This is a genomic window from Paenibacillus sp. KS1, assembly GCF_001680695.1.
GTDB lineage: Bacteria > Bacillota > Bacilli > Paenibacillales > Paenibacillaceae > Paenibacillus_B > Paenibacillus_B suaedae.
Map to the genome: position 1 here is coordinate 1 of NZ_MAIS01000005.1, position 20,471 is coordinate 20,471.

General features: G+C 47.1%; 17 protein-coding genes and 1 pseudogene. 17 read left to right on the forward strand and 1 reads right to left on the reverse strand.

Annotation, left to right across the window (positions count from 1 at the left end):
• A pseudogene (locus BBG47_RS28845) lies at positions 1 to 313 on the forward strand (transposase); the annotation flags it as partial.
• 729 nt (positions 314 to 1,042) lie between these two features.
• Here BBG47_RS28845 and BBG47_RS29775 read toward each other — a convergent pair.
• The gene (locus tag BBG47_RS29775) at positions 1,043 to 1,189 is read right to left on the reverse strand and encodes a hypothetical protein (RefSeq protein WP_175400468.1); all 147 of its coding nucleotides are present in this window, start codon (positions 1,187 to 1,189) and stop codon (positions 1,043 to 1,045) included.
• A gap of 462 nt (positions 1,190 to 1,651) precedes the next feature.
• Here BBG47_RS29775 and BBG47_RS02825 point away from each other — a divergent pair, with 462 nt between their 5' ends.
• From BBG47_RS02825 to yhbY, 16 genes are all read left to right on the forward strand, one after another.
• The gene (locus BBG47_RS02825; protein WP_065290445.1) at positions 1,652 to 4,702 is read left to right on the forward strand and encodes an NPCBM/NEW2 domain-containing protein; all 3,051 of its coding nucleotides are present in this window, start codon (positions 1,652 to 1,654) and stop codon (positions 4,700 to 4,702) included.
• A 622-nt stretch (positions 4,703 to 5,324) separates the two neighbouring features.
• A complete protein-coding gene (locus tag BBG47_RS02840; RefSeq protein ID WP_083189055.1) occupies positions 5,325 to 7,301 on the forward strand; it encodes a DUF4855 domain-containing protein in 1,977 nt (658 codons plus the stop codon).
• 66 nt (positions 7,302 to 7,367) lie between these two features.
• Positions 7,368 to 8,363 (forward strand): discoidin domain-containing protein, encoded by a 996-nt coding sequence (locus BBG47_RS02845; protein WP_065290448.1) that lies wholly within the window; start codon positions 7,368 to 7,370, stop codon positions 8,361 to 8,363.
• Between the two features lie 181 nt (positions 8,364 to 8,544).
• Entirely contained in the window at positions 8,545 to 9,249 is a 705-nt protein-coding gene (sigK, locus tag BBG47_RS02850; protein ID WP_065290449.1) for an RNA polymerase sporulation sigma factor SigK, read from the forward strand.
• A gap of 26 nt (positions 9,250 to 9,275) precedes the next feature.
• Positions 9,276 to 9,419 carry a hypothetical protein gene (locus BBG47_RS29780; RefSeq protein ID WP_175400469.1) on the forward strand — a complete coding sequence of 48 codons (144 nt, stop codon included), beginning with the start codon at positions 9,276 to 9,278 and terminating at the stop codon, positions 9,417 to 9,419.
• A 78-nt stretch (positions 9,420 to 9,497) separates the two neighbouring features.
• Positions 9,498 to 10,157, forward strand: coding sequence for a carbohydrate-binding family 9-like protein (locus BBG47_RS02855; protein WP_065290450.1), 660 nt, complete (start codon positions 9,498 to 9,500; stop codon positions 10,155 to 10,157).
• A 447-nt stretch (positions 10,158 to 10,604) separates the two neighbouring features.
• Entirely contained in the window at positions 10,605 to 11,102 is a 498-nt protein-coding gene (gene spoVAC, locus BBG47_RS02860) for a stage V sporulation protein AC (protein ID WP_021256862.1), read from the forward strand.
• Positions 11,103 to 11,147: 45 nt separating this feature from the next.
• Positions 11,148 to 12,170, forward strand: a complete 1,023-nt coding sequence (spoVAD, locus tag BBG47_RS02865) for a stage V sporulation protein AD (RefSeq protein ID WP_065290451.1) — start codon at positions 11,148 to 11,150, stop codon at positions 12,168 to 12,170.
• Between the two features lie 6 nt (positions 12,171 to 12,176).
• Positions 12,177 to 12,527: a stage V sporulation protein AE gene (gene spoVAE / locus BBG47_RS02870; protein ID WP_065290452.1), complete on the forward strand. Its 351-nt coding sequence runs from the start codon at positions 12,177 to 12,179 to the stop codon at positions 12,525 to 12,527.
• 276 nt (positions 12,528 to 12,803) lie between these two features.
• Complete coding sequence (locus BBG47_RS02875; protein WP_065290453.1) at positions 12,804 to 13,760, forward strand: AAA family ATPase; 957 nt, start codon at positions 12,804 to 12,806, stop codon at positions 13,758 to 13,760.
• 3 nt (positions 13,761 to 13,763) lie between these two features.
• Positions 13,764 to 15,038, forward strand: a complete 1,275-nt coding sequence (locus tag BBG47_RS02880) for a DUF58 domain-containing protein (RefSeq protein WP_065290454.1) — start codon at positions 13,764 to 13,766, stop codon at positions 15,036 to 15,038.
• Positions 15,035 to 17,302, forward strand: a complete 2,268-nt coding sequence (locus BBG47_RS02885) for a transglutaminase TgpA family protein (RefSeq protein WP_065290455.1) — start codon at positions 15,035 to 15,037, stop codon at positions 17,300 to 17,302. The genes BBG47_RS02880 and BBG47_RS02885 overlap by 4 nt, the downstream gene beginning before the upstream one ends.
• Before the next feature lie 175 nt (positions 17,303 to 17,477).
• On the forward strand, positions 17,478 to 18,002 hold the full coding sequence (locus BBG47_RS02890) for a YqeG family HAD IIIA-type phosphatase (RefSeq protein ID WP_028531308.1): 525 nt from the start codon (positions 17,478 to 17,480) through the stop codon (positions 18,000 to 18,002).
• Positions 18,003 to 18,013: 11 nt separating this feature from the next.
• On the forward strand, positions 18,014 to 19,117 hold the full coding sequence (gene yqeH, locus BBG47_RS02895) for a ribosome biogenesis GTPase YqeH (RefSeq protein WP_094183120.1): 1,104 nt from the start codon (positions 18,014 to 18,016) through the stop codon (positions 19,115 to 19,117).
• Positions 19,118 to 19,163: 46 nt separating this feature from the next.
• A complete protein-coding gene (gene aroE, locus BBG47_RS02900; RefSeq protein WP_065290457.1) occupies positions 19,164 to 20,054 on the forward strand; it encodes a shikimate dehydrogenase in 891 nt (296 codons plus the stop codon).
• A 120-nt stretch (positions 20,055 to 20,174) separates the two neighbouring features.
• Entirely contained in the window at positions 20,175 to 20,465 is a 291-nt protein-coding gene (gene yhbY / locus BBG47_RS02905) for a ribosome assembly RNA-binding protein YhbY (protein WP_021256853.1), read from the forward strand.
• Positions 20,466 to 20,471: the final 6 nt, after the last annotated feature.

A 20,471-nucleotide genomic window follows, 5' to 3' on the forward strand; every position in this document is an offset into this window, starting at 1 on the left:
TCTAGAGACTTTTTGTGATAAGTGGAAAGCCGTTTTCCCAAGGTAATTAAATCTTTGTGGGAGAACCCATAAATCTTTACGTACTACAGCTTTCCAAAGCTAATTTGGAAAAGCATCAATTCAACCAATCTCATTGCGTCATTTAACAAACAGATCAAGAGGTTACAAAGCCGAAAAGACCAGTTTCCATATGAAGAAGCACTAGAGAGGTTTCTGGTATCGCAGTTAGAAAGCTACAACCAACGGTTTGCTACTCGATGCCATAATTGGCTTTGACCGAGCAAGTGCTGAACTCCAAGCTATGTTCAGCACTTGGAACGGGCCTCCTACTTATGGGGATGACCCATTTGATAGTTTCAAAGTAAAATGGGAAAAAGATAATTATAATAAATGGCTCTCTAAACATAAATAAAGAATTTGGTGATATGCTGAACATTAATGAAAAACAGTCGTCTGACGAAAAAAGACAAAGAGAAGTAGGAAAAAGAAAATCAATAGTTTTAATTGGTGTTATCTTAATGATAGTTGTGTTAATTTGTGTTGCGGGATATCTGATACTCAAAAATATCTTAACTGGCATTTGTGGGATAACCAACTGTTAACGATAATCCATAAATGAAACAGTGCTTACTTTGCGCAGGAGTCGCTACTTCATCACATTTACGCGAATAGAGGCCAACCTTACCAAAAAACAAGTAAATCAACAATTCAGTAAATCACCAAGGGGTAGCTTGACAAACATTAGCTGGTTTTTATTTTATGTTCCCAAGTTCTTGTTATTTTGATTTGACAAGAACTTGGGACATTTTCGTTTTTGACAAAAAGGTGAGGACATTACCGATTAACAAATAACGATGTCGAATAATGGGCGCATATTGTGTTCTAAGAATAACGGAAAATAAGCTGAATAAAACGAACGATATTACCAGATTATTAATTATACAATCGTATAGGATATACAGTAGTTACCAGATTACCACGAGTGAAATGCCAATCATGTACCAAATTCACTCAACTTCCAGTGAAATGGGTTCGATCGTTGTCACATTTCACCCTGCTTTTTGAAGCGTGGGCGATGCGATGATGGCTGAAATTCTCTTAACGGCGGAAGGCCTATGAAACTAGCAACTATACTTTTACCCGTCTGTACAGCGAAGAGCGCTAACTCCGATGACGATACTTGTCTCATCGTTTCTTTCCTCCCTGTGTAGTTTCAGAATATTCATTCATGCTTCTTCTTCCCTATTTTTCGTTTACATACGAACTCACTATTTTACTATCTTTTTCATAGCAGGTATTGCTCTTGGTTTTAAGGTCGCACTTTGCTATTGCTTATTCCCCACTATGGTGAATTCATGATTCAAAATTACTGTTCGGGAAAATCTTTGTTTTCTTTTGGAAGCGAAAACTAGGTTGTTCTGCAGCAGCGACTTGCCTCACTTGATCTCTAACTATCGTCTTTGTGAAAGTATTGAAATCGCTTACAAAATGGCTTATGCCGGATTTCGCGAAAGGGGGGATCAAAATCGGGTATTCACCCGGGACAGGGAAAATCGTTGTAAAGAACAAAGGAGGCTAGCACTGTACTTATACCGACTGTTGCATTTGGCAATCTGGACGAGAATAAATAAAAGAAAGGATGATAGGTTCCATGAACAACCCTTGGTTTCAAAAATCGTTGGCAAAGCTTTTGTTTTTGTTTGTGCTGTGCATTGGTTTGTTAGGGTTCAATTATTCGCAAGCCTATGCGCTTGACAACGGGCTTGCGCAAACGCCTCCGATGGGCTGGAACGGTTGGAACGCCTTTCATTGTGACGTGAATGCCGTTCTCGTGAAGGAAACGGCTAAAAAGATGGTTGAATCCGGGATGAAAGAAGCGGGCTATCAATACGTTAACCTCGATGATTGTTGGATGCTTAGTGAGCGCGATGAAAACGGCAATTTGGTTCCCAACCCGGCAAAGTTTCCAGACGGGATCAAGGAAGTCGCCGATTATGTTCACTCTCTCGGACTGAAAATGGGCATTTACGCTAGCGCAGGTAACAGGACTTGTGCGTGGTATCCGGGGAGTCTCAATTATGAAGTGAAAGATGCCCAACGTTTTGCCGAATGGGGAATCGACTATGTAAAGTATGATAATTGTGGCGACCCTCTGGGTCAACCGCTGCAGGAACGCTATGCGAAGATGCGCGATGCGCTTGCAGCTACAGGACGAGACATTGTTTTCAGTATGAGCGTTGGAGGAAACGAAAATCCGTGGGAATGGGGCAAGCAGGTAGGCAATCTGTGGCGGATTACTGGTGATATCAGCGATTCGTATGAAAGAATGTTAGTCCATGTCCTTCGAAATATTGAACTGTATCCGTATGCCGGTCCAGGCTATTGGAATGATCCTGATATGTTGGAAATCGGTAACGGGGGCATGAGTCTAGAAGAATATCGTACCGAATTTGGTCTTTGGTCCATAATGGCTGCGCCATTGCTCTCGGGCACCGATTTACTGAATGCCTCCCAAGAAATATTAGATATTTACGCCAATGGTGAAGTGACTGCGGTGAATCAGGATCCAATCGGATTACAGGGACGTCCCATTAAGCAGCAAAACGACGGTACTTATGTATTGTTGAAACCGATGGCCAATGGGGACAAAGCCGTGTTGTTCTTCAACTCAACCGGTGCTCCGACAAATATGGAGATAAGTCTGGGCCAATTGGGCATAACACCCTCTGTAGACAATAAAACCTATACGGTTCGAGATCTCTGGGCACATGAAACAACAACGACCACTGACAAAATCAGTGCTTCTGTCCCGGCCCACGGGATTATGATGTATCGTATCAGTCCGGGAACGAGCAATGTGGTTTCAACTGACGGATTTGAGCGTGTTATCAATAATGACGGCAAGGAAGTTTGGGTGAAATCATTATCGAATGGAAGCAAAATGATTACATTGGTCAACCGGACTACGGCAGCGACAACAATTACTGCTGAACCGGAACAATTAGGTTTCAAACATGCTCCGGTTTATTTGGCTGAAGACTATTGGACCGGCCAAAAAATGAGTTATGCCAGCAAAATCGTCTCCGACGTTGCACCATTTTCAGCGGTCACCTACCGTGTTGCAACGGGAACACCGAACCAGGCGCCTTCCGCTGTTGGTATATCGTTTGACGGACCTTCTATTATTGCCCCAGGTGAAACCAAAACGATCATAACAACGATAACCAATTATGGAAGAGTGGCTGTCCATAATCTGAATCTCAATTTACATGTGCCGGCAGGTTGGGAAGCAATCCCCGGTTCGGCCACCACACTTAATAACATGCCACCGCAAGGCAATAACAGTTCAGTTGCGGTGAGTTGGACGGTGACGGCTCCTCAAGACGCTGTGGTTGGCTGGAACCATCTTTCAGCGGATGCCTTGTTCAATTCTAGTGGCGGAAATCAGGGGCATGTACGCTCAGGATTTTCCGTGCAAGTTCCATCCTCTCCTCCGACGGACGATGCGTTTATTAGCGACATGCAGTTTTTCGGCAATGTTACAAACGGTTGGGGTCCGGTTGAAAAGGATACAAGTGTTGGCGGGAGTGGTCAAGGAGACGGCAATATGATCACACTGAACGGTAAAGGGTATGAAAAAGGATTAGGAGTCCATGCTTACTCTAAAGTTTCCTATTATATTGGCAAACACTTTTCAAGGTTTATCTCTGATATTGGCCTAGACAGTGAAACTCAAGGGGGCTCTGTCATTTTTCGAGTGTGGGGAGACGGGCAAAAGCTCTATGATAGCGGTGTAATAAAAGATAACGCAGAATCCCAGCATGTCAATGTTGATGTCTCTGATGTTGATGTTCTTATGTTGGAAGTAATGGACGGTGGCGTCGGCAATGGTGCGGATCATGCTGATTGGGCTGGAGCTAAGCTGATGAAAGAGGTGTTAGTAGATGACATCAAGATCAACGGCGAATCTCTCTCCAGTTTTGATCATGTAACCAAAGATTACTACATGACATTTTTGGAAGGCACGATATCAGATGTACCTACGGTGGAAGTCATTCCGGCCAATAACGATGTCAAGGTAAATATTTCACCAGCTGATCAACTTCCGGGTACCACCGTGATTACGGTAACCTCGGCAGATGGATCAGTGACGAAAACGTACAAGATTCATTTTAAAATCACTCCTCAATTGTATCTAAGCGACATTCCGTGGATTTATGCAACGACAGGCTGGGGAACGATTCATCGGGATGCTAGCGTCGAAGGGAACCCGATTCGATTGTTTAGTGATTCGGGCATTGTCACCTATGATAAAGGAATTGGAACGCATGCGAATTCAGAAATCATATACGACATTTCTGGGAAAGGGTATGGTCGCTTTCAAAGCTACGTAGGTCTTGATCAGGAAAAAAACAACAACGATGTCGGATCGGTAGTATTTCAAGTATGGGCCGATGGTGAAAAATTGTTTGACTGCGGAACGATGAAACGAGACACTCCGGCCAAATTTGTTGATGTTGATATTAGTGGGAAGAAACAATTAAAGTTAATTGTTACCGATGCCGGCGATGGAAATGGCAATGATCATGCCGACTGGGCGGACGCCCAATTTATTGCTGGCAACACCGCTCCTGAAATCCATACAAAGTTGAACGATGAGGATCTTCAAACTGAAGTGACTGTGCCTGATTCAAATCAATGAGTTCACGTGGAATGATATAGGTTCTTATAGGCCGTGTCCAGTTCGGACTTGGCCTTTTTTTAAATGTCAGTTTTCGTATTTTCACAGACAGTAGTTCTTGTATGGCGTATGAAAAAAATTGCGTAGCGTATCAAATTATGTTGCTTGTTCTCCTGCAAGTCCCACTCTATCATGAACCCATGCAGAAGCAATTTCAGCCATATTCCAATGTATAGGGCCGTGATCGCGTTCAAAATGATCAACAGGCGAAACACTCCTTCTATTTTGAAAGCGCTAACTAAATACTATTTTTGGAGACTGCTACGCAGGCACATCTTTACTCAGCTACCGCTCACTCGTTTTCGGGATTTTAGGTTCCTTTTTCTGGAGGTGCTCCCAAATGGTTTATGCAGGATGCTGCGAAAGGAGGGATCAAAAATCGAGAGAGTTCATCCAGAACAGAGAAAGGGGTGTAAAGGTTTCTTGTATCTCTAAAATGCCCGACACAGAGTATCGGAAAGAAGTCCGATGCCTCTCGAAGAGGGCGCTTTTGCGGAGCAAAAGTACGGAGTGGAGCCTATGCTTCGATGCGTATTCCAAATACTTTGTAGGGATCCAAAAAAACTTATAAGGAGCTGGATTAATGAATTCGAATAAAAAATGGGGATCGATCCTGATTGCAGCTGTTTTGCTGCTGACCTCGTTTTCTGCGGTGCAGGCGAAGTCAACTGTTCCGACTGTAACCATCACAGAGACGGAAGATGCGATCCAGACAGAAGGGAATGACAGGGGAAAACCACTAACCTTACCGGAACAACCAACGGATGACGGAGGGACAGCTATGGATCAGGCAAATCAAACACAGGATGTACATCAACAAGCAGCATCATCAGAGGATCAGACGAAATTCCGCAATCTTGCGCTAGGTCTTCCCTATGAATGGTCTGAACAGCCGGACGCATCGCATCCGGACGACGGCTATAAGCTTACGGATGGAATATATGGCAAGTTGGATAGGAATGACCCGGCGTGGGTAAGACATGTGCGCGGAAAAGCACGTGAAGTCGTGTTCGATTTGGGCGAGGCAAAGTCGATCGGCAAGATATCAGCCCGCTTTTTTCAGGATTTCCCCACAAACTCGATCCTCGTGCCGCTAGAGGTATCGATGTATGTCTCCGACGATAAGGAGAATTGGGGATTGCTCTCTCATAACGCCACTCAGCTGCTCTGGGGGTCAGGGCCGCCTAGACAGGAGACCTTTACATGGGACGGAAGCACAGACGGAATCAATGGAGGGAAAACGGAAGGCAAGCTGGCTTATGCCCGGTACGTGAAAGTCATCTTTACGATGCATCATTCACAATGGGAATACATTGACGAAGTTGAAATAATGGGTACGGACGGAAAGGTAGACGGGGCAGTAACCGTTCCTACTGAGCAGCCTCATTTTTTAGTACCGGGTGAAGCGACAGCTGGGATCCGAAATCTGAATTTACTGTATAACGGACAGTATGCAAATGGTTTGGGTGATTGGAGTAAGGAGCGGATTATTCCTAACATCAGTTATGTGAATAAGGATGGCGAGCCTACTGATTGGCTTTTTGATGGCATTTTATATCTCGGGCTTGCTTCACCTGCTGGCCGTGATTACGGCCTAGGGCAAACGAACTTAGAAGACTGGAAATGGTATTTAGAAAAAACTTTTGCGGCCACGGGGGATATGCAGAACTTGAATGAGGCTACCAAGGAAGTCGGAGCCAAGCTGAACCAGCCTGATCATAAAGAGAAGGTTGTGTTAATGATTCCGGATCCAGGGGGATCTTTAACAGATTTTGGCGACGTTGACGGTACTGGTTCCTTGAATTTTAACGAATCCGTTGTCGGCAGAGATAAAGCGCTTGAAAACAGGGGGAAAGCGATACAGTGGTGGCTGGATCAGGTTCAGCTAAGATGGCAGGCGGCAAACTATTCAAATCTTGAGCTTGTCGGTATGTACTGGTTGCCAGAACAAATCGATATAGGTGAAACGGGACCAGACGTGGCTCGAATGATGAGTGAAAAAGTGCATGCCATGAATTTGAAGGTGTTCTGGATTCCTCACTCTTTGGCATACAAAATGTATATGTGGAAAGACGTTGGAATAGATGCTGCTGCTTATCAGCCGAATTACTTCTTCGGTGGAATGGATGTTGACCGTCTGGAAGATGCTGCGAATAATGCAAAGCGGTACGGGATGGGGAATGAAGTCGAGTTTGATGACGGGATGCTGACGGACGCCGTACTCCGCGAGCGTTTTATCGAATATTTGAACAGCGGCGTTGAAACGGGATTGATGCAAAATGGCTTTAGAGCTTATTACCAAGGAAATAATGCAGTTTACAACTTAGGAGTAAGCAAGGATCCAAGCTTGCGTTTAATGTATGACTGGCTGTATCAATATTTGAACGGAACGTACGTCGTCCACAATATCCCGGCGCCGGAGGCGGACATATTCATTAACGGACAAATTATAAATGCTGATATGAACATACCGGACTCGGAAACTCTTCAAATTACGTGGAAAATCAAAGACGACGATGGAAGCGGATTGGCGAAGGTAACGGTCTTGATTGATGGCTAACCTTACACCCCGGGAACACCATTTGATCTGGCGGGAAAACCGGATAAACATCAACTGGTCGTCACTGTGGCCGCTGCGAAATCCAAGACGACGACTTACATCATCAGAGCGGTAGCGACCGCCGATACGATGAAAACACATGTGGACCGATTCGCAGAACAGAATCAGTTTACGACAGCCGAAGCCCCTCGTTCGCTGAACAATTATCTGGAACTGATGAGACGTTTTGAAGGAACAGATGCGGGCCAGTTTGACAAGTACTTGAAAGGCTTCAATGTGAAACTAGATCAATTGTCGGCAGACCATATCATTTCGGATACGGCTTACGCCGCGTTGAAAGAAGAGGTTTATAGTCTCGTTGGCAATCTGGCCGAAAATAAACCAGCGACTGCTTCTTCCGTAGAAGGCTCCCTTGCGAGATTGGCACCGGAAAATGCGGTAGACGGATTCTCTTCGACAAGATGGTCGAGCGCCTATGTTGATGATACCTGGTTCCAAGTCGATCTTGGTGAATCCAAGGAGTTCGATACGGTTAGCATCGACTGGGAGAATGCCCGGGCTAAAACCTACAAACTCCTTGTCTCCGATGATAATCAGAATTGGACCAGTGTGATCAAAGACAATGACGGAATCATTACTGCGCATGCCGGAAAAGAAACCGTTCATTTTGATCCAGTCACAGCTAGGTACGTCAAATTCCAGGGCGTTCAAAAGAATACGGAATACGGATATTCCTTCTATGAATTTGGTGTATATAATCTTGCGGGAGGCAATGCGGTAACTCCGATCGATGGTGCAAGAGCTATGATAGATGTCGATGCGGGGAAATTAACGATCGATGGTCTGGTGATGAATGGAAGCCAGTCCAAAGTGAATTTGAAAGTGCTCGATTCGAAAGGGAAAGTCCGGTACGAAGGCCAGACGACAAGCTCGGAAACGGGAAGATTCCAATTCACGATCAAGCTTGTCGGGAATCTAAAGGGAACGAACGACGCCTATCTCTGGATAGAGGGAATGTCCACACCCGTGAGGTTTACATTCGACTATAGCAAAAAGAACTGATATTTCGAAAACAAAGCCATGGACGCAGCGTTATTTCTACGCTGTGATCCGTGGCTTTTGCTTTTGAATTGCACCATATTCTTTTCCCCCGTACAGGCACGCATAGGCGGCTGCCCACATAGAATGTAACGTTCTCAATCGGATAAATCATAAGGGTGTTTACGTCTTAGGAGGTGGAGTAATGCTTGGGTTTTTGTCGACGATCGCCATGTTCATTAAGCAGATTTCCTTACTGGTATCCTATGTTAAAAATAACGCGTTCCCCCAGCCATTAGCGGAAGAAGAAGAAATGAAGCATTTGCGCTTGATGGCAGAAGGGAATGCACATTCGAGAAATATGTTGGTTGAACATAACTTAAGGCTTGTTGCCCACATCGTGAAGAAGTTCGATAATACCGGCGAGGATCTTGAGGATCTGATCTCGATCGGCACGATTGGATTGATTAAAGCGATCGAGAGCTTTCAGCCGAATAAGGGGACGAAGCTGGCTACTTTCGCAGCTCGCTGTATAGAAAATGAAATTTTGATGCACCTCCGTTCGCTGAAGAAGACACGCAAGGATGTATCGCTGCATGATCCAATTGGGACTGACAAGGAAGGTAATGAAATCACTCTTATAGATATCCTTGGCACGGAAAGCGATGAGGTCGTCGAGAAGGTGCAGCTTAAGATCGAGAAGAGCAAAATTTATCGCAATCTGGATATTTTGGATGAACGGGAGCAGGAAGTTATCCGGGGGCGGTTCGGATTAGATGGAGGCGGCGATGAGCGCACACAGCGGGAGATTGCGAAGGATTTAGGAATCTCACGTTCGTATGTGTCACGGATAGAGAAGCGGGCGCTTATGAAGCTGTATCATGAGTTTTATAAAGTGAAGCGAGATTGATCAGTACAAATAAGGTGAGCCTGGTCATGAAGAAATCGAGAAACCGTCTAGAGCTGCGAGGATTGCCTTGCGGCTCTTTTTGGCGTGAGCGGATGGAGCACAACGTCGCAATCTCTTATTATTCACAACCTATTCTATATGTGCGACATTTTCTATTGCTCGTTGGCTAACACGTGATACCTATTTAACTCGAAATCGATTACACTTGTGCTAGGACAACAATGATAGAGCATAAGGAGAGAGAGCGAATGACATCGGCTAAGCATCAAGGAATGCAACATACAGAGAATGATTTGCGTAGACCGCTGGACTATCCATGTACCTATATGCCAAGCGGTACGCCAGATTGGAGCTTGACGGATTCGGTAGCGCTTGTAGATGTGGTAACGGGGGCAGCTCCACGCCAACAGACGAAGGTGAGGGCTTGCTGGACAGATACAACCATCCATATGCAATTTGAATGCGAGGATGATTACATCGTCAGCCCATATACTGACCGGGATGACCCTTTGTACGAGGCGGATGTAGTAGAGTGCTTCATTGATCCTGACGGGGATGGCCGTGCTTATTATGAATTTAATGTAAGTCCGCATAATGTGATATTCGATGCTTACATTACGAACAATCCTGGGGAACCGAAGGGCTTCCATCCGGAATGGAATGCTGAGCAGCTGCTATCCTCTGTGTCGTATGTCAATGTTCCAGCACGCAGAGTGATATATGAATTGGCGATTCGCTTTGAGGACTTGGAATGTACCACACCAGAAGCGGGCTCTCATTTCCGTCTGAACTGGTTCCGAATTGATCAGGACAAACTAGGTGCTCGCACTTATGATGCTTGGGCTCCGACAGGTGCAGTTAATTTCCACATGCCAGAATGCTTCGGAACAATTCGATTTACGAAATAGACTAATGGTTGATACGAGTAAGCGCCTTTCAGGCCCATAAACTCAGCCTCTGTGCTGAGGGGGACTGGGGCGCTTATTTGTATAGCGAATAAACGAATCCCCCGAATATGGACATCCTGAAGGCTATTCTTCCTTAGCTTGTAGCGGAATATCAGGAACTGCATACACTAATGTATCGCATAGGGCCGTATCCAGTAATGCAGAGAGGAAGAGTGAATTTGGATAACAGGGTCATGGTACCGTTGTTCAGCTGTATTGTGCTTGTTCTGTTCGTCCTGCTCGCTATTTGCTTGCTTCTGCTGCACCTGCAGCGACTGTTGTAGGCTGTGCATGAAGGCAGTCTGAGATACATGACATATTCCATCTCCAAAAGACAAATACTGTGTAGGAATGATGATGCATGTGAAATGATGAATGCTACACAAGTATGTTGCAGGAGGTGGAGATATGGCGTCATCAACGAAATCCGGAACACCGAAATGGAAATCAGGAAATTGGACGCTTTCTGAGCAAGAGTACAAGCAAATCGCCAGTCGACGGGAGCCCGCACGGACGGTAGGCAAAAATTGCATTCGTGCGTTCCTCGTTGGTGGTACGATTTGTTTGATTGGACAAGTTATCCAGCAGCTATATATGACGTATTTAGGAATGAGCGAGAAGGAGGCAGGCAACCCGACAGTCGTCACCTTAATTTTACTGTCCGTCATTCTTACATGCTTCGGCGTATACGACAAAATCGCACAGTGGGCAGGTGCGGGTACGGCCGTCCCGGTTACTGGCTTCGCCAATTCCATGTGTTCGGCGGCATTGGAGCATCGCAGTGAGGGCTTAGTGCTGGGGGTAGGAGCGAACATATTCAAATTGGCTGGGTCAGTCGTCGTGTTCGGAACCGTAGCGGCGTTCTTCGTTGCGTTGATTTATTTGATCTTTGGACTCCAGCATTGACCTGCTGCTGCATTATGAACGCATGCATGAGGAAGGGGGATTTGGATGCAAATCGGACGTCATACATGGCGATTCCAGAGTGAGCCAGCGATCATTGGTACGGCAACAGTTGTGGGTCCTGATGAAGGAGAAGGGCCGCTGGCTGCTGACTTTGATTATATACATGATACGCTTGATATGCAGGAGAAAAGCTGGGAGAAAGCCGAACGTAAACTATTGGAGCAGGCGACGCAGCTTGCAATTGTAAATTCCCATATTACGCAGGACGAGCTGAACTTTTTTGTCGGCGGGGATTTGCTTAATCAGATTATTAGCAATTCCTTCGCAGCGCGTACCCTGGGATTACCTTATATTGGCGTGTTTGGTGCTTGTTCGACATCGATGGAATCGCTTGCGATTGCCTCTCTGCTTGTAGATTCGGGCAATGCGAACAAGGTGATTGCAGCTACTTGCAGCCATAACTGCACAGCGGAGAAGCAATTCCGCTATCCGACCGAATATGGTTCCCAGAAGCCGCCTACGGCGCAATATACAGTAACAGGTGCTGGAGCAGCTGTAGTTGCCAAGGCAGAGAAGCAATACTCATCCATGCCTCGTGTTATTGCAGCTACGATTGGCAAGATTGTTGATCTCGGAATTAAGGATCCATTCAATATGGGGGCGGCAATGGCCCCAGCCGCAGTCGATACGATCCAGACCCACTTAAGCGATCTGGATCGCAAGCCTCAGGATTATGACTTGATTGTCACGGGCGACTTGGCATCCATCGGTCTGTCGATCGCCAATGATCTGTTCCAACAGAACGGACTGCATATGGAGCGGACAACTTTCAATGATTGCGGCCTTATGGTCTATGACTTGAACAAGCAGGCCGTACAAGCAGGGGGCAGTGGCTGCGGATGCTCGGCAGTCGTTACATACGGCCACATTCTGAAGCGTTTGCGCGAGCGGAAGCTGAGACGTGTGCTTGTAGCTGCTACGGGAGCGCTGCTCTCGCCGCTATCCTTCCAGCAAGGGGAGACGATACCTTGCATTGCACACGCAGTAACGATTGAAATGAAGGGATGAAGCAGGATGATATATGTGTGGGCATTTGTCATAGGCGGGTTAATCTGTGTAATCGGTCAGCTCATGTTCGATGTTGCCAAGCTGACTCCGGCGCATACGATGACGATCCTTGTTGTCGCAGGAGCGATTATCGACGGACTTGGCTGGTATGAGCCGCTTATTAAATTTGCAGGAGCAGGGGTTACCGTTCCGATTACGAGCTTCGGCAACTCCCTTGTACACGGAGCCCTAACCGAGATTAAGGATTCCGGGTGGGTAGCACCTGTCAGCGGCATGTTCAAGACAACAAGTGCGGGCATTTCTGCTGCGATTGTGTTTTCCTTTTTAGCTGCTCTTGTCATTCGGCCTAAGGGATGAGTGGAAGTTCTATTCAGATCTCGTCAATCGAATAAGGATACATGCAAAGTTCTGACGCTATTTCGATGGTGTCAGAACTTTTTTTGTTGGTGATCACAATCCATTGTTTAGCGGATAAAACGAAGATATTTGACAAGATTCACCATGAATGGACATGTACGTTATTCCTTGAATGGTGTAAAATGAAAAAATGCATGTATTTTTAAAACGTTATCACGTGGAAAGTTACTAATTCTTCTACAAAATAATGAATGAACCCAATAGGAGGTCGTTGCCATGTCATCCTACCAATCATTGCATGCTCTAATGCGAAAGATGCAATCGACATTGGAACGATGTATTTTAGGTAAATCCCAAGAAATTGAACTTCTGCTGACAGCGATGCTGGCCGGAGGGCACGTTCTTATTGAAGATGTTCCCGGGACAGGCAAGACGCAACTTGTCAAATCGTTAGCTCGTACGATGAATGGTTTATTTCGGCGAGTGCAGTGCAACCCGGATTTGCTTCCAACTGATATTACAGGTGTATTCATATTCCATCCTAAGGATCAGCAATTTGTCTATCGTCCGGGCCCAATCATGGCGAATGTCCTGCTGGTAGACGAAATTAACCGTGCTACTACAAAGACACAATCTGCATTGCTGGAAGCAATGGAGGAACATCATATTACGGTAGATGGGGAGACTTTCTCTCTTCCTTCACCTTTCGTTATGTTTGCTACACAAAATCCGATTGAATTCGAGGGTACTTATGTACTTCCGGAAGCACAGCTGGATCGTTTCATGTTCAAGCTTAAGCTGGGGTATCCGGATGAGCAGACAGAGCGTACGATGCTAATTCGCCATGCGGAAGGTCTGCCATCGGAGAGAGCGGAGACTGTCACGGATATTGCCTCCATCAAGCTGATGCAGGAGGAAGTTCGCAATGTATATGTGGATGATGCAGTCGCGGCCTATATGATTGACATCGTGCGGGCCACACGTGAACAAGCACATGTCCTGCTCGGAGCGAGCCCGCGCGCTTCCGTTGCCTTGATGCAGGCTGCGAAGGCGAGAGCATGGATGCATGAGCGGAATTTCGTTACGCCTGATGATGTGAAGGAACTGCTTCCTTTTGTATTGACGCACCGGATTGTATTGCGCATGGAGGCGAAAATGGAGGGCATTTCAGCCCAGCATATTGTAAGCGGTATTACGGAACGTGTTCGTGTACCAATCCGATTGGGGACGTAGCATATGAGCCATTCGCAACGTATGTGGCAGCGCAAAGGGGCTCGCAAGCGAACGATTATATCGGTTGCCAGCATGTACGTCTCGTGTTTGTTCTATTTCTTATTTCAAGGCGGCAAGACGTCAGTCATGCTGCTAGCTATGGCGACTGTGCTGCTAGTGTATTGGGGTGTAGTGTTAGTTGGCGGCATTCGCAACGTACGGGGAACAAGAATGCTTGGCGACGGATCAGGGGTCTTCTTTCCCGCCAATTCGCAATTATACGTTAACATCCGAGTCACTGTTCCAGGTTGGCTGCCCATTCCTTACCTCGTTGTCCGTGATGAGCTCTGCCGTTTCGGCAACCGCTGTAATACGATGGAGTCTGCAGTTGCCTTAGGCGCTGGCCGTTCGGCTGCAGTTACTTACCGGATTCCGTCTTTGGCAAGAGGATATTATGAATTTGCTCCAGCGTTATGCAGCTCCAAGGATCTGTTCGGGTTGTTCGAGCAGAGTGGAAGCTTGAATGCGCCATCCGCCTTCTATGTGATGCCAACTGTCATACCTATTCCGAGGTGGACACATGCGGAGCGACAGGTAGGTCACGGTGTGCATGCAGCATCTTCTGTCCGTCATCACAGAGAATCTTCACAACAGAACGGTGTGCGTGAGTATGTGTACGGAGATAAATTATCTCGCATTCACTGGAATGCAACTGCGAAGACGGGGATATTGAAGACAAGACAGTTCGATCCAGAGTCCCAAACGCCTATCATTGTTGTGTTGGATTGCCGTTCACTTTCCTATGAGGGAAATAAAGCAGTGGCGGATGAAAAATTTGAAGCTGCTGTATCTACTATGGCATCCCTTGTACAATATGGTGCTCAGTGTCAACGCCCAACCTATGTGGCGGCTATCGGGGAGCGATTGAATTGGTGGTTGGCTGATCAGGCCAAACCAGAAGTTGCTGTATTCCGACAATGGATGTCTACTGTGCAGCTGGAATCATCAGAAGAGCAAGAACAACAGCTTGCAGCACTTACTGAGCATGCATCGATGCTTCATGGAGCCTCACTTGCCTTCATTAGCGGACATGCCTCCTCAGATGTGTTGATTTACACACGGACATTATCGAAGCTGGGGTGTTCCGGGAGCTTTATTCATGTGAAGGAAGAGGTGTCAGCCCCGCATAACGAGAGGAGTCAATCTCTTGTACGCTTGCTGGCCTCTCAGCGCTTGCACTACATTTCCTTGTCTCAAGTACAGGATCTGCCGAAGCTTCTAGGAGGTGGGGCCGCATGAAGACGGAACAGCCGTACTCCGCTCCTTCACGTACCTCAACCGTACAGAAGGCTGCAGATGATCGAATACAAGTGTGGTTATCCTCCTATTGGACAGAGCGGATGATCTGGACCTGTATGATTGTGATGGTCTGGCAATGGCTTGTCATGCTGGAACCGTATTGGTACGACGAGACGTTAGCCATGTCGCGCATGTTCATGATTGGATTATGGGGTGCAGTTATGCTCTTCCCATGCCAATTCATAGGCAGACTGATCATTGCCCTCCCAGCTTTATGCTATATCGTGTATCGGAATCTCGTACAATTTGATATATGGACAGATGGTGGTGAACGGTGGGACAAGATCCTTCAATTTCACCCTTACATCTGGTTTCTGCTAGGACTGTGGTTATGCTGCGAATCTCTTGTAGTGCTCGTGCAAGGCAAGGCGCGTGTTCTCCTATGGCTGCTTGTCCAAATTATGATCTTCGGCATACTGGATTCATTTACCGACGAAATATTGTGGATGCAGGTGGCGTGGATTATTGGCGCGTCATTGATTTGGCTCATTTGTATTCACTATAAACAAATGAACACGGACTATCCGAACATATGGCGCGGATCCGTACGTTACCCGCTGCAAATGGGGCTGCTCGCTGTGTTCGTGATTTCTCTCATTATTTCTGTAGGGGTTAGTGTACCAGAAGTCAAGCCAATCTTGACTGACCCGTATACCGCTTGGAGCAATCGCTATGGCGATGGGAATAACCCGATGTCGGATCTCGTATCAAAAGTGACGGGTAGCGGGAGCGGATCTCGTACGAGCACGTCCGGTTACAGCCATTCGGATGCAGAGCTGGGCAATGGCTTTAACATGGACTATATGCCTGTTATGTCCGTAACAACGGAAATGCGCGGCTACTGGAGAGGGGAATCGAAGGACTGGTACACTGGACAGGGATGGGATAAAACACCAAGACGCAATCCCATTTTTAGTCTTCGACAACAGCTCACAGCAGCGGATCAGCCTGCTCGAAACATTCCTACAAGAATGATTCAACAAACAATTACGATGCAAAATAAGGACTTGTATCCCGTGTTATTCGGTTTAGGAATGATCGAGTCGGTAGAGTCAATTAGTAATTCTCTTGAGGCGGTTCTGCGTTGGAACGACCAGGAAGGGGAAGTCAGGTATGAAGATCCGAAGACAGATAAATATCCGACTAGCTACACTCTAACTTCGCGAGTCCCGATTTTTACCGAGGAAGATTTGCGCAAATCATCACAGACAATATCTACAGATGCGGATCGATTCCAGAGATATTTGCAGATCCCAAACACGCTTCCACAGCGAGTCAAGGATTTGGCGCAGGAATTAACACATGACGAAACTAACTATTACGACAAGGTAAAAAAGGTAGAAAATTATTTGCGTACGCAGTATCGATATACGAATGCGCCGAATTTATCCTTGCGTAAGAGTGAGGATTTCGTCGATGCCTTTTTGTTCGAAATCAAGGAAGGGTATTGCGATCACTTCTCAACATCGATGGCCATTCTTCTTCGTTCTGCTGGCATACCAACACGATGGGTGAAGGGATACGCACCAGGAACGCGTCAGGGCGGGGACGTTCCCACTCATGAGCTGGCCGAGCAATCGCAGGATAGTGGAGCTGGCACTTATCAGGTAACGAATGCAGAGGCTCATTCCTGGGTCGAAGTATACATGGGTGACTATGGCTGGGTTGCATTTGAGCCGACGCCTGGCTTCACCTATCCGCGTCTGCAACAGGAAGAGAAGAAGCCGGAGCCAGAGAAGAAGGAAGAACAGAAGCCGGAAGAGAAGCAAGAGGAGAAGAAGGCAGAACCGAAGCAGGAGCGGCAAGATGCGTCACTTCCAGCTTGGCTCGTTCAGGGGGCAAAGTGGATTGTTATCATGATGGCGTCCTTATGTTTCCTACTATTATTGTGGAAGTGGAGAACGATCGGCTTCTCCCTGCGGTTCTTCTGGCTGATGAAGCGTGATTTAACCTACAAGGAACAGATCATCCTGCATACAGACTTGTGGCTAAGCTATTGCAGATGGAAAGGCATGCGCAAGGGAGCGCATGAGACTGTGCGCGAAGCTGCCAAGAGATGGTCGGATCAGCGAGAGGGCAGAAGCGCTCCAGCGGCAGTGATCGTCAATAAGTTCGAGCAGGCGAAGTATGGCGGGCATCCTGTAATGGAATCAGATGTGAAGCAACTGAAAGAAGCAATTCGGGCGTACAAACACATCGGATAACAGGTTGTATAGCATGTGACGTTTTCCAATAAGTAGTTGTTTTTGCGAACCCAATGCGAGGGAGATATATCCGTAAATGTGGCAAATGAAAGTCGTTCCGCATAGGAACGGCTTTTTTTTGCACGAAAAACAAAGAATATGGTATAGTTTTTCGTATGAAAACGAGGTGACCGCTTTGTTGGAAAGGCTTATTCCCCGTCTTCGGGTTCGTACGGTGTACGATATTAACCTTGCGGAGCTGATGGACAAAGGATACAAGGGAATTATTACGGATTTGGATAATACGCTTGTAGGCGCGAAGGAACCTTTGGCAACGCCCGAATTAACGGCTTGGCTTGAACAAGCCCAGCAAATGGGGTTTCAAGTGGTGATTGTGTCGAATAACGATCATCCACGAGTATCCCGGTTTGCGACACCGCTCAATATTCCGTTTGTGAATTCAGCACGGAAGCCTTCGCAACGGGCCTTTCATCAAGCATTGAAGCTGATGGGGCTGACACCTGAGCAAGCGGTGGTAGTTGGAGATCAAATGTTGACCGATGTGCTCGGAGGCAACCGCATCGGGATGTATACGATATTAGTTGATCCAATCGCAATCCAAGATGAGGGTTGGATGACACGCATTAATCGGCGAGTCGAACGCATCGTAACGAAACGTTTTCGTAAAAAAGGAATGTGGCACGAGGAGGAACGACATTGACAGAAGAACAAATGGCACGGAAATGCAGCGGCTGCGGTACAGCTCTGCAAACGGAGGATTCGGAAGCATCCGGGTACGTGCCGGCAAAAGCGTTGGAACGGACGCCTGTAATTTGCCAGCGCTGCTTTCGAATAAAAAATTATAATGAAGCAATATCCGTCGCATTCGATCAGGACGAGTTTCTTCGCCTATTGGGACGTATCGGCGAGGAAGACGCGCTCGTCATACACATCGTCGACCTATTCGACTTTGACGGCAGTATTATTTCCGGCTTGCAGCGATTTGTGGGGAGTAACCCAGTACTGCTCGTCGTGAACAAAATCGATTTGCTGCCGAAGGTAACGAATTGGAACCGCATCATCAATTGGGTACAGCGCCAAGCGAAGGAACACGGCATTCGTATTGTAGACATTGCGCTCGTGAGCGCGAAGCGCAATCTTGGCTTCGACCGGTTGATCGATCAGGTTTCCGAGTGGCGCGGCAATCGCGATGTCTATGTCGTTGGTGCAACGAATGTAGGCAAGTCAACATTAATTAACCGCTTGATTCGGGACTATAGCGATTTGGACGGCGAGCTTACCACTTCTCGCTACCCGGGAACGACGCTTGATATGATCCATATCCCGCTTGACGACGGGAAGCATATCATTGATACACCGGGGATTGTGTACAAGAGCCGCTTGACGGAGCTTGCGAGCCGTGAGGACTTATCTTCCCTGCTGCCGGACAAATCATTGAAGCCACTGGTATACCAATTAAATGAAGGGCAAACGTTGTTCTTTGGCGCGTTCGCTCGATTTGATTTCGTGGAAGGCGAGCGTCAATCCTTCACTTGCTACTTGTCGAACGATCTTCCGATCCATCGGACGAAGCTGGAACGTGCGGACGAGCTCTATCGTGATCACCGCGGCGAATTGCTTGCTCCACCGACTCGCGAACGAATTGACGAGCTTCCAGCATGGACGAAGCACCAGCTTCGCATTGGGCGTGGAGGAGAGACAGACGTGTTCATTTCCGGCTTGGGCTGGATCAAGTGCAACGGTACAACTGGCGCGCTGGTTGAGATCCATGCGCCTAAGGGAGTTAAGGTGCTGGCACGCCACTCCTTAATTTAAGTTTTCGAAAGAGAAGAGTCAGTCAATAAGCAGGGGGATGGGGTTCATGCCGGATAAGGATGCATCATATTCGAACAATCTTGTAATGACCATGAATAGCAGTTCCAAGGTGTATGCGGTAATCGGGGATCCGATTGCACATTCCAAGTCGCCGCTCATGCACAATGCAGCCTTGCAGGCGATGGAAGTGAACGGGATATATACTGCATTTCATGTAAGGCCAGAACAGCTTGAATATGCCGTAGCAGGCATTCGCGCACTTGGTCTCGGAGGGGTGAACGTCACCATTCCGCACAAGGAGCGGGTGATGGCTTATTTGGATGAGGTTGATGGCAGCGCTTTGGTGATTGGTGCGGTCAATACGATTGTTCAACGTGACGGCAAGCTGCATGGTTACAACACGGATGGTCTTGGATATGTTCGTTCCTTGAAGGAAGAGATGCAAGCAGATATTCCATCCTCCCGCATTGTAATTATAGGGGCTGGCGGTGCGGCTCGGGGGATTGCGCACGCTCTTCTTACAGAGGGCTGCAAGGAGCTCATCATTGCAAATCGTACGGTGGAGCGAGCGCAGTCACTTGCGGACGACTTGTCAGGATTCGGCAATGTAAGAGCAGTTATGTTGGGCGATGCGCCTGCAATTGTGCCGAACGATGTTGACATCGTCATTCAGACGACTTCCGTCGGTATGCACCCCCATATAGAGGCGTCACCCGTGTCCGCGGAATGGCTGCAAGCACATATGCTTGTAAGTGACATCATCTATAATCCACTAGAGACAGCCCTGCTGCAGGCAGCAAAGACGAAGGGATGCCGGATTCATAATGGACTCGGCATGTTCGTCCATCAAGGGGCAATCGCATTTGAATTGTGGACAGGCTTGAAGGCGCCGACAGCGCTTATGCGGCAGCGCGTACTTGAGACGCTGCAATCCTAATTTCAAGATGTGGATACTCTAATACAGAAGACATTTAGGCACGAAGGAGTCGCACGTTCCAGACATGGAAAGAAGGCTCAATACTATCACTCATGAATAGATAAGGCAGGTTAAACTTATATGCTAACGGGTAAACAAAAACGCTATCTTCGCTCTCTTGCACATCATCTGCAGCCTATTTTCCAAGTAGGCAAGGGCGGTATGAATGATCAACTCGTACGTCACGTTGAGGATGCAATCGAGAAACGCGAATTGATGAAAGTATCGGTATTGAACAATTGTTTGGAAGATCCGCGCGAAATCGCAGAGGAGCTTGCTTCACGCTCCGGATCCGAACTTGTTCAAGTCATTGGCAAAACGATCGTGCTGTACAAGGAATCGACAGATAACAAGCAGATTGAACTGCCATAACGATCA

What these genes read in the sequence shown, in the direction of transcription:
- BBG47_RS02840 (WP_083189055.1), top strand. Translation starts at nt 5,325, where the DNA reads ATGAATTCGAATAAAAAATGGGGATCGATCCTGATTGCAGCTGTTTTG.
- BBG47_RS29775 (WP_175400468.1), bottom strand. Translation starts at nt 1,189, where the DNA reads ATGAGACAAGTATCGTCATCGGAGTTAGCGCTCTTCGCTGTACAGACG.
- aroE (WP_065290457.1), top strand. Translation starts at nt 19,164, where the DNA reads ATGCCGGATAAGGATGCATCATATTCGAACAATCTTGTAATGACCATG.
- yhbY (WP_021256853.1), top strand. Translation starts at nt 20,175, where the DNA reads ATGCTAACGGGTAAACAAAAACGCTATCTTCGCTCTCTTGCACATCAT.
- BBG47_RS02855 (WP_065290450.1), top strand. Translation starts at nt 9,498, where the DNA reads ATGACATCGGCTAAGCATCAAGGAATGCAACATACAGAGAATGATTTG.
- BBG47_RS02825 (WP_065290445.1), top strand. Translation starts at nt 1,652, where the DNA reads ATGAACAACCCTTGGTTTCAAAAATCGTTGGCAAAGCTTTTGTTTTTG.
- BBG47_RS02885 (WP_065290455.1), top strand. Translation starts at nt 15,035, where the DNA reads ATGAAGACGGAACAGCCGTACTCCGCTCCTTCACGTACCTCAACCGTA.
- spoVAE (WP_065290452.1), top strand. Translation starts at nt 12,177, where the DNA reads ATGATATATGTGTGGGCATTTGTCATAGGCGGGTTAATCTGTGTAATC.
- BBG47_RS02880 (WP_065290454.1), top strand. Translation starts at nt 13,764, where the DNA reads ATGAGCCATTCGCAACGTATGTGGCAGCGCAAAGGGGCTCGCAAGCGA.
- spoVAD (WP_065290451.1), top strand. Translation starts at nt 11,148, where the DNA reads ATGCAAATCGGACGTCATACATGGCGATTCCAGAGTGAGCCAGCGATC.
- BBG47_RS02875 (WP_065290453.1), top strand. Translation starts at nt 12,804, where the DNA reads ATGTCATCCTACCAATCATTGCATGCTCTAATGCGAAAGATGCAATCG.
- spoVAC (WP_021256862.1), top strand. Translation starts at nt 10,605, where the DNA reads ATGGCGTCATCAACGAAATCCGGAACACCGAAATGGAAATCAGGAAAT.
- sigK (WP_065290449.1), top strand. Translation starts at nt 8,545, where the DNA reads ATGCTTGGGTTTTTGTCGACGATCGCCATGTTCATTAAGCAGATTTCC.
- BBG47_RS29780 (WP_175400469.1), top strand. Translation starts at nt 9,276, where the DNA reads ATGAAGAAATCGAGAAACCGTCTAGAGCTGCGAGGATTGCCTTGCGGC.
- yqeH (WP_094183120.1), top strand. Translation starts at nt 18,014, where the DNA reads ATGGCACGGAAATGCAGCGGCTGCGGTACAGCTCTGCAAACGGAGGAT.